Annotated in this window: 9 protein-coding genes; 2 read left to right on the forward strand and 7 right to left on the reverse strand. The window is 68.2% G+C overall.

Annotation, left to right across the window (positions count from 1 at the left end):
* Window positions 1–93 precede the first annotated feature (93 nt).
* Window positions 94–2,133, forward strand: coding sequence for a phosphocholine-specific phospholipase C (locus FFS08_RS08855; protein WP_137862951.1), 2,040 nt, complete (start codon window positions 94–96; stop codon window positions 2,131–2,133).
* Window positions 2,130–3,155: a Ca2+-dependent phosphoinositide-specific phospholipase C gene (locus FFS08_RS08860; RefSeq protein ID WP_212741975.1), complete on the forward strand. Its 1,026-nt coding sequence runs from the start codon at window positions 2,130–2,132 to the stop codon at window positions 3,153–3,155. Before FFS08_RS08855 ends, FFS08_RS08860 begins: the two co-directional genes overlap by 4 nt.
* Here the strand turns inward: FFS08_RS08860 and FFS08_RS08865 are convergent.
* The 7 genes from FFS08_RS08865 to FFS08_RS08895 form a co-directional block, all read right to left on the reverse strand.
* Window positions 3,139–4,464, reverse strand: a complete 1,326-nt coding sequence (locus FFS08_RS08865; RefSeq protein ID WP_137862952.1) for an MFS transporter — start codon at window positions 4,462–4,464, stop codon at window positions 3,139–3,141. The genes FFS08_RS08860 and FFS08_RS08865 overlap by 17 nt on opposite strands.
* Window positions 4,465–4,583: 119 nt before the next feature.
* Window positions 4,584–5,654, reverse strand: coding sequence for an isocitrate/isopropylmalate dehydrogenase family protein (locus tag FFS08_RS08870; RefSeq protein WP_137862953.1), 1,071 nt, complete (start codon window positions 5,652–5,654; stop codon window positions 4,584–4,586).
* Between the two features lie 46 nt (window positions 5,655–5,700).
* The gene (locus tag FFS08_RS08875) at window positions 5,701–8,766 is read right to left on the reverse strand and encodes a TonB-dependent receptor domain-containing protein (RefSeq protein WP_137862954.1); all 3,066 of its coding nucleotides are present in this window, start codon (window positions 8,764–8,766) and stop codon (window positions 5,701–5,703) included.
* A 104-nt stretch (window positions 8,767–8,870) separates the two neighbouring features.
* Window positions 8,871–9,938: an AbrB family transcriptional regulator gene (locus FFS08_RS08880; RefSeq protein ID WP_171012539.1), complete on the reverse strand. Its 1,068-nt coding sequence runs from the start codon at window positions 9,936–9,938 to the stop codon at window positions 8,871–8,873.
* Complete coding sequence (locus tag FFS08_RS08885) at window positions 9,931–11,271, reverse strand: CitMHS family transporter (protein WP_137862956.1); 1,341 nt, start codon at window positions 11,269–11,271, stop codon at window positions 9,931–9,933. Before FFS08_RS08885 ends, FFS08_RS08880 begins: the two co-directional genes overlap by 8 nt.
* Window positions 11,272–11,396: 125 nt before the next feature.
* Window positions 11,397–12,776 carry a sensor histidine kinase gene (locus FFS08_RS08890; protein ID WP_137862957.1) on the reverse strand — a complete coding sequence of 460 codons (1,380 nt, stop codon included), beginning with the start codon at window positions 12,774–12,776 and terminating at the stop codon, window positions 11,397–11,399.
* Window positions 12,773–13,441: a response regulator transcription factor gene (locus FFS08_RS08895; protein ID WP_137862958.1), complete on the reverse strand. Its 669-nt coding sequence runs from the start codon at window positions 13,439–13,441 to the stop codon at window positions 12,773–12,775. The genes FFS08_RS08890 and FFS08_RS08895 overlap by 4 nt, the downstream gene beginning before the upstream one ends.
* Between the last annotated feature and the right edge of the window lie 14 nt (window positions 13,442–13,455).

A 13,455-nucleotide genomic window follows, 5' to 3' on the forward strand; every position in this document is an offset into this window, starting at 1 on the left:
GGTCGGAGCATGGCAAGCTAACGTCCGCGGACAAATGGTCAACAATCGATCGGATTACGCGAGGATGTAATCAAGATCGGGCAATCGGCGGTCATGAAGAGCCCTCATATCGACCGCCGCACCTTCGTCGCCAGCGCCGGCGCCCTGGCTGCTGCATCCTCGGCACTTGCCGGATCCGTCCGCCCGCGCGGCACGCTCGCGGATGTCGAGCATGTCGTGATCCTGATGCAGGAGAACCGCTCCTTCGACCATTATTTCGGCACATTGCGAGGGGTGCGCGGATTCGCCGATCCGCGCCCGGCCATGACGCCTTCCGGCCGCAGCGTCTGGGAGCAGCGGCAGGACGACAAGGACGGCGGCGCGATCATCCGCCCCTTCCACCTCGATACGCGCGGCACCGCCGCCGGCTGCCTGCAGGGCCTGGATCACAGCTGGAAGGGAAGCCATGCCCGGTGGAAGAACTGGGACGTCTGGATGCCCGAGAAGGGCCCCTTCTCGATGGGCTATATGACGCGTGCCGACCTGCCCTATTATTATGCGCTCGCCGACCAGTTCACCATCGCCGACGCCTATCACTGCTCGGTCCATGGGCCGACCGGTCCCAATCGCCTCTATCACTGGACGGGTACCAGCGGCCTGACGGTCGGGCGCGACGGCGCGTTCATCGTCTCCAATGACGGCGTCGATCCGAACGAGACCGCCGACATGGGCCGCGACGATCCCAAGGCCCATGCCCTGGATTGGACGCCCTATACCGCCCGTCTCTCTGCCGCGGGCGTCCGGTGGAAGCTCTATCAGGAATATGACAATTACGGCGACAATCCCCTGGCGCTGTTCGCGCGCTATCGCGGGATCGGGAAGGACAGCGCCGAATATGCGGCGGCGCGCGCCTGGGCCGATGGCTCGACGCGCGCCAATGCCGGCACCTCGCGCGGGGAGCATCTGGTGCGCGCCTTCGCCGCCGATGTGGCCGCGGACCGCCTGCCGCAAGTGGCGTGGATCGTTGCACCCTTCCACATGTGCGAGCATCCGGACGCGCCACCGGCCTATGGCCAGGCGCTCAGCGCCCGGCTGATCGCCGCCCTCGCCGCCAATCCGCACGTCTGGGCCAAGACCGTCTTCATCCTCAACTATGACGAGAATGACGGCTTTTTCGACCATATGAGCCCACCGCTTCCCGCCACGCTGCCGGGCATGGGCGCGAGCACCGTCGCCCTGCATGGCGAGGAGTATCGCGGCGAGCCGGTCGGCCTGGGGCCGCGCGTGCCGATGCTGATCGCGTCGCCCTGGACGCGCGGCGGCTGGGTGAATTCCGAACTGGCCGATCACACCTCGGTCCTGCGCTTCCTCGAGCGCCGCTTCGGGGTGCAGGAGCCGAACATCAGCCCCTGGCGGCGCGCAGTGTGCAGCGACTTGCTGTCGATGTTCGATTTCGACCTGTCGCCCGCCGCGCGGCGGGACGTGGCGTGGTTCGCGGCCCTGCCGGCGGTGGACCGCTATGTCGCCGACAGCGATGCCGCCTGCCGCCAGGCGAAGCCGCTCGTCGCGGAAGCGCCGGCGCCCGCGTTGCAGGAACCCGGCACGCGCCCGGCACGCGCCCTGCCCTATGATCTCGAGGTGGAGCCGCGCTGGGAAGCGGGCCGCCTGCACCTGACCTTCCGCAACCGCGGCGCGCGCGCGGCCGTCTTCATCGTCGCCGGTGGCGCGGACGATGGCAGTCCGCGCCACTATACCGTGGGTGCGGGCCGGTCGCTTGCCGATTCCTGGGCGATCGAGACGCATGCACAACGCACGCTGAGCGTCACCGGCCCGAACGGCTTCCATCGCTCGATCATGATGGGCACGCGCTTCACCAGCCGTGCCGAGCGCGTCGGCGCGGCCACGCACCTTCATGTCGCGAACCGCGATGCGATGCCCGTCGAACTGCGCGTCACGTCGCGCCACGGGGCCCCGAAGGTCGACCGGCTTCGCCTTGCCCCCGGAGCGGCCGGGACAGTGCCGCTCGCCGCCGTGGAGGCGCATCGGTGGTACGACCTGCGCGTCGAGGCCGGCGACGGCACGGTTCACCGGCTCGCGGGACATTGGGAGACCGGCGCCCCAGGCATCAGCGAACCGGCGGGAGAACCGGCATGATGCGCGCGCTCGCATTGCTGGCGATCCTCGCCGGCGCGGGGGGAGCGCCCGCTCCGCGCGACGACCTGCGGCTCGATCAGATCCAGCTCATCGGCTCGCACAACAGCTATCGGCCCTATCCCTCGCCGCAGCTGCGCGCCCGGCTCGCGGCCAGCCCGGAATGGCCGGGCCTGGCCTATGGCCATCCGCCGCTGGAGGCGCAGCTTGCCCTTGGCCTGCGGCAGCTGGAACTGGACGTCGCGCCCGATCCCGCTGGCGGCGCCTATGCCGCGCCCTATGGCAACGCCGATGCGACGACCCGCCGGAGCATGGCCGCGCCGGGCGCCAAGGTGCTGCACATCGCCGGCATCGATACGGAGACGCACTGCCTCACGCTGCGCCTGTGCCTGGCCACCCTGCGGCACTGGTCGGACCGGCATCCGGGCCACGGCCCGGTCATGGTCCTGATCAATACGGGGGATGCCGGGGGCGCACGCTTCGATGCGACCAACCTCGCCGCGCTCGATGCGGATATCCTGGCGGAGATCGGGCGCGAGCGGCTCGTCACACCCGACGATGTGCGGGGCACGCTGCCGACGTTGCGCGCGGCCGTGGTGGCGCATCGCTGGCCCAGCCTGGCGCGCGCCGCCGGCCGTTTCCTGTTCGTGCTCGACGGCGGCAACGCGCATGAAGAAGCCTATCGCGCCGGCCACCCCTCTCTGCGCGGCCGGGCGATGTTCGGCTTCTATCCCGAGGAGGAGGCCGAGGCGGCCGTCTTCAACATCCAGGATCCGGTGCCGGAGAGCGGGCGCATCCGCCGGCTCGTGCGTGCGGGCTTCCTGGTCCGAACCCGCGCGGACATGGGCCTGAAGGAAGCGCGGGCCGCCGATCGCCGGCGGCTGGACACGGCCATCGCCTCGGGCGCGCAATGGATCAGCAGCGACCTGTACGAAGGCGCTTCGAACCCGGAGCGCCTCGTCTATCGCGCCGCGCTGCCGGGCGGCGCGCTGGTCCGCTGCAATCCCGTCACGGCGCGGTGTTGACGCGCCGGAATATCCGGAACATGCGCCGCTCGCCGCCAAGCGCGCGCAGTGCCAGCGAAACCAGTACGGCGCTTCCCGCGATACCGGCGTGAATCGCCCAGAATGTCGCGCTGGGCACGCGCTGGTACAACGCGCCCAGCGATCCGACCACCAGGTTGGCGAAGAAGCCGTGCAGGTAGAATATGCCGACCATCACCCCGGCGAGCCGCTGCGGCGTCGCGCCGGTGATGAGCGCCAGCCCCGCAGGCCAGACGAGCGCCACGCCCAGGTCGAGCAGCAGCAGCACCGCCAGCGGCCCCACCATCGAGCGCAAACCCGTTCCGGCGACCAGGGCGAGCAACGCGTAGCCGAGCATGATCGCCGCGCATCCCATTGCCAGCCGGTCCCAGTCGCGCAGTGCGGCGAGGCGCTGCCATCGCATCGTCAGGACAACCATCAGCACGGTGAAGACGCCGTCGGCCGAGGCAAACCAGGCCGGCGGCACCGGTAGCCCCCAGACCGTCAGGCGAATTTCGTCCGAGACCCAGAGCAGGAAGATATTGGATACCTGCTCATAGGCACAGAAGGCGAGGATGACGACCAGGATGGCCCCGATCGCGGTCACGGGCCGGTACGGACGGTCCTCTACGGGCGCCGCCCGCACGCGCTCATGCCGCGGCGTGGCGGGAATGGTCAGGTAGACGCCCAGTCCCGCCAGCATGGCGACACCCGCCGCCCCGAAGGCATAGCCCCAGCCAAGGAACTGGGCGAGCAGCCCGCATATCAGCGGTCCCAGCATCACCCCGATATTGAGAAAGGCGAGATAGAGCGCAAATGCCCTGTCCCGCCGGCCGTCCGACGCCGGAAAGAGCTCGCCGACCTGCGCCGCGAGATTGCCCTTGAGCAGCCCCGTTCCCACGATGAGCAGCAGCAGCGCCGGCAGCAGCAGATATTCGCCGGTCAATGCCAGATGGCCGCAGGAGATGAACAGCGCGCCAGTCACGACCGCGGCGCGCCGGCCGACGAGGCGATCGCCCACCAGGCCGCCCAGCGGCAGCACGAAATAGGTCAGCGCCGCATACAGCCCATAGATGTGCGACCCGAAGGCGACGGGAGAAAGCGGCCCCCACAGAGACTCGAGCATCGCCCGCAGTCCCGCCATGCCCCAGGGCAGCCCGCCCCCCTCGGCCAGGACTTCCCGGACCAGATAGAGCGTCAGCAGCGCCTTCATGCCGTGGAGCGAGAAACGCTCCCACAATTCCGTTCCGGCCAGCCTGTAGAAGACAGGCCAGCTTGCAGGCTTTGCCTGCGAATTTCCCGCGATCCCCATGGGCCGCGCCTATGCGGAAGGAATATAACAAGCGCGGGTCGGCTCCGTGACAAGCGACGTAACCAACACCGCCGGCCGGTCTGCGCTGTCGGGAATGGCGCGCATCGCCGCTGCGTCGCCTATGCGTCGAGAACCCGCAGCGCCGCGACCAGATGGCCGGTCAATTCCGCCGTCGAGCAAGTGCCGCCCAGATCGCGCGTTCGTGTCTCCGGATTGGCAAGGACATGATCCACCGAATGCTGGAGATGCCGCGCGGCGGATCGCAGCGGGAGCACCCGATCGCGCCGGCCGCGCCAGTCGAGCAGCATCGCCGCGGAGAGAATGAGCGAGATCGGGTTGGCGACGCCCAGCCCCTGGATATCCGGTGCCGAGCCGTGCTGCGCCTGCGCGACGCAAATCCCGTCCCCGACATTGATCGCCCCGCCAAGCCCGAGCCCACCCGACAGCTCGGACGCTTCGTCGGACAGGATATCGCCGAACATGTTGGTGGTCACGATCACGTCGAACCGCTCGGGCGCGCGGATCAGCTGCGCCGCCGCCGCATCGACGATCATCTCGTCCAGCACCACGCCCGGAAAGGCGCGCGCGACATCGCGTACCTCGCGCAGGAACAGGCCGTCGCTCAACTTCAGGACATTGGCCTTGTGGATCGCGGTAACCCTGCGCCGCCGTTCCAGCGCCAGCGCGAAGGCGGCCTCGGCGACCCGGCGCGAGGCAGCCGCGGTGATCTTGCGCACGCTGAGCGCAGTGTCCGGATCGGGCATGAACTCGCCGGGCCCGGCATGCATGTTGCGATCGGCATAGAAGCCCTCGGTCGCTTCGCGGACGATGACCAGGTCCATGCGGTCGCCGAGCAGGCTCAACCCAGGCCGGCTTCGGGCCGGGCGGATATTGGCCCCCAATGCGAAGCGAGCGCGCAGCTCGCCCGAGGGGTTGATCCCGCCAGCCGGGCGCGGCGGGTATTCATAGTGCGACACCGGGCCAAGAATGACGCCGTCAACCGCCGGGATCCGCTCCAGCACCGCGTCCGGCAGGGTCGTGCCCGCACGCGCCAGCGCGGCCAGGCCGATCTCCATCTCCTCGATCTCGAGTCCGATCCCATGGGCGGCATCGGCGGCACGGAGCACCGTGAGCGTCGCCGCCATGATCTCGGGCCCGATGCCATCGCCGGGCAATGCCAGCAGTTTCATTCGGCGCCCCGGCGCGGGATGACGGACACCGGGGCGCCGATCGGCATCAGAACTTCACCTTCGCGCCGACGAAGAACGAGCGGCCGATGATGTCGTAGGTTGCCGAATCCGTGGTCAAGGGCTGGCCGCTGACGAAGGGTGGCGCCTTGTTGCCGATATTGGTGATGCCGCCGGTGAACTGGAAACGATCGCTGACGTTCACGGTGAAGTCCGCGTCGAAATAGCTGTAGGCGGGCACGCCGGGGGTGGTTGCAGCGGGGTTCACCACCTTGTCCTGGTGGATCATCTTGTCGATGAAGCGCCAGCGCCCCGTGATCGTGAAGGCGCCGCTGGTATAGCCGAGCGACGTATTCGTTTTCCAGCGCGGGTGCGCGATCTGCGGGCTCACTGCGTTGTTGCCGATGCTGCCGACATAGTCGAGCACGGGCGATCCGGGCAGCGACGAGACCTTGAACGAGCGGGTATAGGTGACGACGCTGTTGAGCCGCATCGTGCCGGCATCCTCGCCCAGGCCTATGCCGGCGAGATCGAAGCCCCAGTCGAACTGCACGTCGATGCCGTCGGTCTTGTAGGTGGCAAGGTTGAGCGCGCCTTCGCGGCCGAACGAGATCGCGCCCGAACGCGGATCGCGCGTGATCTGCTGGCAGAAGATGTTGTTGACCGAGTAGCTCGGGTTGCTCAACCCGTCGAAGTTGAAGCAGCGCGGCAGGATCTGCGTGAGCGAGACCGTGCCGATCGCGTCGCGCAGCTTGATGTTGTAATAGTCGATCGACAGGTTGAGCGTGCGGAACATCGGGCTGTTGAAGCGTGGGCTCCACACCGTGCCGATGGTGAAGCTGTCGGCCTTTTCGGGCGTCAGGTTCGGGTTGCCGCCGGTGCTGCCAAAGGCGGTGTCGTTGACATAGGTGAAGGTCGGATAGATCGCCGCCGGCACGCCCTGGGCGATGCAGAGGCCCTGGATCTGCGCGGCGTTCGCGCCCGAACGAAAGGCGCTGCGGCTGTCGCACGGATCGCCGGCGCCGGGCACTGCGCCGATGTTGATGCTGCCTGTCGCGGTCGGGGCGTAAAGCTCGCCCAGGCTGGGCGCGCGGATCGAGCGCTGATAGCCGCCGCGGATCAGCAGCTGCTCGAACGGCCGCCAGGCCGCATCGGCCTTATAGGCATCGACCGAGCCGAAGCCCGAATAATTGGCGCGGCGATAGCCCAGGTTGAAGCTGAGGCTGTTGAACAGAAACACGTCCTTGAGCACCGGGATCTCGAGCTCGCCGAACACTTCCTTGACCTTCTGGCTGCCGCCGGTCGGCACGATATTGTCGAACGACGGCGTGTCGCCGAGGATCAGCGCATTGTCCGGCCTGAAGTTGAAGCTGTTGTTGCGATAGGCTGCGCCGAGCGCGAAGCTCAGGTCCCCTCCCGGCAGCTTGAAGATCGGGCCGCTGATCGTGCCTTCGATCACCTGCTGGCGCGTCGTGTTGATGTTGACGTTGTCGCGCGTGACGAACTGCTCGCAGCCCGGGCTGAACGGATTGTTGCCGAACGGATTCCACGCATAGCCGATGCAGCTGCCGGCCGATCCGGTGAAGTTGGCCGTTCCGTTGAGCACCGCCGCGATATTGGCCCGGCTGGTGTCGTTATACTGGATGTTGGTGAAATGGGTCTGGCCGATCGAGCCATAGACATCGAAGTCGAGCGCAGTGCCGGGGATCCTTCCGCGCAGGCCGATCACGCCCTGATAGACGTCATATTCGAAGGTCTGCGAGCGCGGGCCCGACGCGGTGAGCAGCTTGGTGACCGACAGCGCACGGGTGAGCGCGGTCGGGTCGCCGGGCACCGCCGGCCGCGACGCGAGCAACGCCTGCAATGCGGGATTGCCGGTAACCCAGGGGCTGTTCAGCGGCACCACCAGATATTTGCCCGGCCCGGTCGAGCCCGCCGAAGTGCTGTCGAGCGCGCTCGAATGCATGAAGTTGAAGGTGCCATAGGCGGTGATCCGGTCCGCCACTTCATAGTCGAGCTTGGTGAGGACGTTGTACTTCTTCAGCGGCACCTGGATCGAGAAATAATTGCCGAGCGCAACCGCGACCTGCCGGCAATTGCTGGTAATGCCGAGGCCGAGCGGCGCGGTGGCCAGGCCGCGATAATTCTGCACGCAGTTGGTGCCGGCGCTGGTGGTGAAGATCGTGCCGTCGGTGTTGAAGCCGATCGCCCCGTTATACTGGCCGGAGCCGCTGATCGGCGTGGTTCCCGGATAGGTGGCGAGCAGCGCGTTGACCGCGGCCACCGTAGGCTGCGAACCGAACAGGCCGTTCTCGACCAGCCCCTCGGGCGGACGCGCCAGCAGGCGGATGTTGCGGAAGAAGGGCCGTGCATCGCCGCCGATGCGATCGCGCTCGGCATATTCGAACGCGACGATCGCACTGCCGCGATCATCGGCGAAGTCGTGGCCGGCAAGCAGAGTCAGCTGCGTATTCGCGCCGTCCCCTTCGAGCGTGCCGCCGCGCCGGGCGCCGAGCTCGATGCCGTTGTAGCGGCGGCGCAGCTTGAAGTTGACCACGCCCGCGATCGCATCGGAACCATAGGTGGCCGAGGCGCCGCCGGTGATCACCTCGACATTCTCGATCATCACCATCGGGATCGTGTTGAGGTCGATCGAGCCGTTCGGGTTCGACGCGATCAGGCGGCGGCCGTCGACAAGGACCAGCGAGCGATTGGGGCCGAGGCCGCGCAGGTCGCTATAGGCCTGGCCACCCTGGAAGCCGGTGCGGGCCTGCACGTCCCCCACCTGCGCCAGACCCTGCGCCGCGGCGAACTGCGGCATCTGGCCGATCGCGCGATCGAGCGTGGGCTGGCCGGCACCGGCGAGGGATTCGGAACCGATGGTGACGATCGGCGTGTTTGACTGATAATCGCGCCGTGCGATGCGCGAGCCGGTGACGATGATCTGCCCCTGCTCGGCGGGGGTGGTTTCCTGCGGCGCGGAGTCAACGGTGGCGGGTTCCGCAGAATCCTGCGCCCATGCCGGCGTCGCCGCCAGCATGCCGAACAACGCAATCGCACCGAGGCTCGTGAATCCAGAATAAGCGCGCATACCGCGCCCGCGCAGGCTGCCCATGATATCCCCTCCTATTTATCGGTCTGCTTCGTGCGTCCGAATTTTATCGGGCCATTGGCGGCCCGTTATTGCGGGTCTGTCACGGCTTTGCTTTCACCAACCTGTCATCGCTCGGCATCATGCGCGGCCGCCCGCTGCCGCCTTGCCAGCGCCGTCGCGAGTGCCGGCCCGACCAGCATCACCAGCCCGAAGCGCGCGGTCTGCGCAGCCATGACGAAGGCCGTATCGACGGGCAGGCTGTTGGCGATGACCGCGACGGACTCCAGGCCGCCGGGGCTGGCGGCAAGCCAGGCAGTCAGCGGATCGATGCCGAGTGCGACGTTCATCACCCCCGCCAGCGCGCCGCAGAACGCCACCAGCACGAGCGCGGCCAGAAGGATGCGCGGCAGCATCCGTGCCGCCGTTCCGCGCGCCTCGCCGGTGAAGCTCAAGCCGATCCGCCAGCCGGTGACCGCGAAGCTGCAGACCAGCAGCGGCGCGGGCACGCGTATCGCCGGGGCACCGGCGAGCATCACGGCCACGCCCAGCGCCATGGTGATCATCAGCGTTCCGGAGCGCCAGCGCATCAGCGCCGCGAGCCCCATCCCGGCAGCGGCGACGACGGGCATGAACCACCAGGCCATCCCGGCCGTCGCGACATTCGCATGCACCGCCTGCGGCTGGGCCCCCACCAGCAGCGACAACGCGCTCGCCGCCAGCGTGACCGTCACCACCCGCGTATAGACCATCACCGCCACCAGCCGGGCATCGGCGCCATTGGCTTCGGCCAGCAGCACCATTGCCGCAGCACCCCCGGGCATCGAGCCCCAGATCGCGACGGTGCCGGGCACGACGCGCCAGCGGCTGAGCAGATAGCCGAGCAAGCCGCTGGCACCCACGGTCGCCAGGGTGAGCGCAGTGAAGAGGAGCCAGTGCCGCAACACGACCGGCCCGAGCGCGCCGGCCATGTTGCCGGCGATCAGGCAGCCGATCACTGCCTGGCCGGCGATCGCCAGCCAGCGGGATACCGACAGGTCCCAGCCCCGTGCGGCGACGGCGATCCCGGCGAACATCGGCCCGAGCAGCAGCGCAGCGGGCGCACGCAGCAATTCCAGCAGACCGGTCAGGGTGACGGACAGCAGGACCAGCGCCGCCCATTGCCGGAAACGCGCGGCCCGCGCCGGCTCAGCCACCGGCCGCGACGAAGGGGAACGCGCCGGTGAGGATCGCCGCCAGGCCGAACACCAGGCACGAGCCGAGTGCCCATTTGAGCGTGAAGCGCTGATGCTCGCCGAACTCGATGCCGACCGAGCTGACCAGCAGATAGGTGGAGGCGACCAGCGGGCTCAGCAGATGGACCTGCTGGCCGACCAGCGCCGCCCGGCCGATCTCGGCGTTGGACAGGCCATAGGCCTCGCCGGCCTCAGCCAGGATCGGCAGCATGCCGTAGTAGAAGGCGTCGTTCGAGATGAAGAAGGTGAAGGGTGCGCTGATCGCCGCAGTGATCGGCGCGAGATAGGCGCCCAGCGACGGCGGGATCGCGTGAGTGACCGTGGCGGCCATCGCATCGACCATGTGCGTGCCCGACAGGATGCCGGTGAAGATGCCCGCACCGAACACCAGCCCGCCCACCGCCAGCGCATTGGGCGCATGCGCGGCGAGCCGCTCGCGCTGCTGCGAGAGATTGGGGAAGTTGACGCCCATCGCCACCGCAAAGGCCAGCATGAACAGGACGGGCAGCGGCATCGCGCCGAGCACGAGCGCAACCAGCAGCCCGCCCGTCAGCATCAGGTTGAACCAGAAGAAGCGCGGGCGCCGCGCCTCGAGATGGCTGTGCCGGTCCTCGGCCAGTATCTCGGCCGCGCTCGCATCGTCGTCGATCGCATCGGCGGGGAGCGCCGCCAGCCGGGCACGCTCCTTGAGGCCGAAGCGATAGGCGACGAAGATCACCCATATCGCCGTCGCCGCCATTGCGGGAACCAGCGGCAGGAACACCGTCGCGGCGTCGAGCTTGAGCACCGTGATGACGCGCGCCGTCGGTCCGCCCCAGGGCAGGATGTTCATCACCCCGCCCGCCATGATGACGACGCAGGCGAGCATCCGCACGTCCATCTTCATGTGGCGGTAGAGCGGCAGCAAGGCGCCGGTGGTGATCATGTAGGTGGTCGCGCCGTCGCCATCGAGCGAGACGATCAGTGCGAGCAGCGCGGTGCCGACCATGATCCGCACGGGATCGCCATGCACTGCCTTGACGATCGCGCGGATCATCGGATCGAACACGCCGACATCGATCATCAGGCCGAAGAACAGGATCGCGAAGACGAGCATCACCCCGGTCGGCGCGAGATCGCGGACGCCGTCCATCATCATCTTGCCGAAGCCGGTGTCGAAGCCGCCGAGCAGCGCAGAAGCCAGCAGCGCGAAGACGAGCGGCACCAGGATCAGCGCCACCAGCGCCGACAGCCGCTTCGTCATGATCAGCACCATGAACGTGGCGACCATCGCAAACGCCAGAATCGACAGCATATTCGCCCGCTTCCTTCCGTCGCCCTCAGCGCGGCTTTCCCCGCGTCCGGTGCGCATCCTCCGCCGGCCCACTCGGGCCGGCCCTCCTCTCTGCAGCTCTAAACCGCCAACCTGTCACCAAGCTTTCAGGCCAGGGGGAAGCGTATCGCGACGCGCAGGCCGGCCCCGTTCGCGCCATCCTCGAGCCGCAGTTCGGCACCGATCGCCTCGGCCAGCGAGAGCGCGATCGACAGGCCCAGGCCACTGCCCTCGCTGCGCGCGTCGCGGGGCAGCTGCGCGAAGCGCGTGAACACCCGCTCGCGCTCCGAATGCGGAATGCCGGGGCCCTCGTCCTCGATCAGGATCAGGGGGCCGTCGACGACGGCGACGCGCACGACCTCGCCCGCGCTGCCATGACGTATGGCGTTGTCGATCAGGTTGGACAGCAATTCGACCGCCAGCGCCGGCACGGTGCGCACGAGCGCCTCGGAGCCAGGCATCACGATCAGCGAAACCCCGGCGCGCAGGGCATTGTCGCGCTGCTCGGCCACCACGGCGGCCACGATGTCGCGCAAATCGACCGCCTCCGCCGGAATGCCGCCGCGCGTTGCATTGTCGGCCCTGGCCAGCGCGAGCAGCTGGCTGATCAGATGGTTGAGCCGGATCGTGCCGCGCTCGATATCGTCGAGCGACTGCGCCGCTTCCGGGCTGCCGGGTGCGGCGTCGCGCAGCACCGCGACATGCGTGCGCAGGATCGACAGCGGCGTGCGCATCTGGTGCGAAGCATCGCCGGTGAACTGGCGCATCGCGGCCATCGCGCCGCCCAGCCGCCCCAGCATCGCGTTGAACGCCTTCACCAGGTTGCGCAGTTCCATCGGCACGGCCCGGAGCGGCAGCGGCGTCAAATCGGTCGCGACGCGATGATCGAGCTCCGCCTGGATCCGCGTCACCGGCCGCAATCCCCAGCGCACCGCGAACGGCAGCAGCAGCACCGCCAGCAGAATCAGCGCGGCCTCGAGCACGAACAGCCCGGTCAGCAAGCGATCGGTATCCGCCTTGCGGGCATCGAGCGTCTCGGCGACTTCGATCAGCACCGGCGCATCGAGCCCGGGAAGCCGGCGGGTCTTGGCGACGATGCGAATGTCGCGGTTCAGATAGCGGGCATCGCCGAACGCGGTGTCATCCTCGCTCCCTCCCGGCGATATCTGCGGCAGGTCGCCATAGCCGGTCAGCGCGCGGCCCTGATACCGGATCGTGTAATAGACATTGTCGCGCGCCGCATTCTCCAGCATCCCGAAGATCGCCGGCGACAGGTCGAGCGCGATCTCGCCTTCCTCGATCGTCAGCGAATCGGCGATCCCGCGCGCCGCTGCCTCGAGGATACGGTCGTTCACCGCAGTGACGGTGGCCCGGATCATCAGCCCGCCGCCCAGGCCGAGCGCGACCGCGAGCGCGATCATCGGCAACCCCACGCCCATCAGCAGCCGCGCGGTCAGCGAGCGAGTTGCGCCCGCGGATTTCGTCATGCGGGGTCGAGCAGATAGCCGAGGCCGCGCATGGTGCGGATTTCGGGGCCGCCGGGTTCGAGCTTGCGGCGCAGGCGCGCGATATAGACCTCGACCGCGTTCGGCGCGACCGGCTCGTCATAGCCGAATATCTCGGCGGCGAGCCTCTCCTTCGACACCAGCTTGCCGCGCCGGGCGGCCAGCCGCTCCAGCACCGCCCATTCGCGACGGCGCAGCGCCAGCCCGGTGCCGTTGAGCGTCGCCGTCGCCCGCGCCGGATCGATCTCCAGCGCACCGATCCTGATGACCGGAGAAGCCTCCCCCGCCGCCCGGCGCAGCAGCGCCCGGATCCGTGCTTCCATCTCGTCCGGATCAAAGGGCTTCATGAGATAGTCGTCGGCGCCATGATCCAGGCCGGTGATCCGATCGGCAACTGCATCGCGTGCGCTGAGCACGAGCACCGGCGTCTTCGAACCCGCCTTGCGCAGCCGGCGCAGAACTTCGATCCCGTCGATGTCCGGCAATCCCAGATCGAGCACGATCAGCGCATAGGGCTCATCCATCGCCGATGCGAACGCCTCTTCGCCGCACTCCACGACGTCCACCGCGTAATTCTTGCTGCGCAGCATGGCGGAAACGCCACGCGCCAGAGCGGGATCGTCCTCGACGAGAAGGATACGGGCCATGTCTTCCAATGTGA

This window comes from Sphingomonas sp. 1F27F7B (assembly GCF_005503355.1).
Classification (GTDB): domain Bacteria; phylum Pseudomonadota; class Alphaproteobacteria; order Sphingomonadales; family Sphingomonadaceae; genus Sphingomonas.

Bases quoted from the DNA above. Each gene is read 5' to 3' on its own strand.
- FFS08_RS08895 (WP_137862958.1), bottom strand. From the start codon at position 13,441: ATGGCCCGTATCCTTCTCGTCGAGGACGATCCCGCTCTGGCGCGTGGC.
- FFS08_RS08860 (WP_212741975.1), top strand. From the start codon at position 2,130: ATGATGCGCGCGCTCGCATTGCTGGCGATCCTCGCCGGCGCGGGGGGA.
- FFS08_RS08870 (WP_137862953.1), bottom strand. From the start codon at position 5,654: ATGAAACTGCTGGCATTGCCCGGCGATGGCATCGGGCCCGAGATCATG.
- FFS08_RS08885 (WP_137862956.1), bottom strand. From the start codon at position 11,271: ATGCTGTCGATTCTGGCGTTTGCGATGGTCGCCACGTTCATGGTGCTG.
- FFS08_RS08865 (WP_137862952.1), bottom strand. From the start codon at position 4,464: ATGGGGATCGCGGGAAATTCGCAGGCAAAGCCTGCAAGCTGGCCTGTC.
- FFS08_RS08890 (WP_137862957.1), bottom strand. From the start codon at position 12,776: ATGACGAAATCCGCGGGCGCAACTCGCTCGCTGACCGCGCGGCTGCTG.
- FFS08_RS08875 (WP_137862954.1), bottom strand. From the start codon at position 8,766: ATGGGCAGCCTGCGCGGGCGCGGTATGCGCGCTTATTCTGGATTCACG.
- FFS08_RS08855 (WP_137862951.1), top strand. From the start codon at position 94: ATGAAGAGCCCTCATATCGACCGCCGCACCTTCGTCGCCAGCGCCGGC.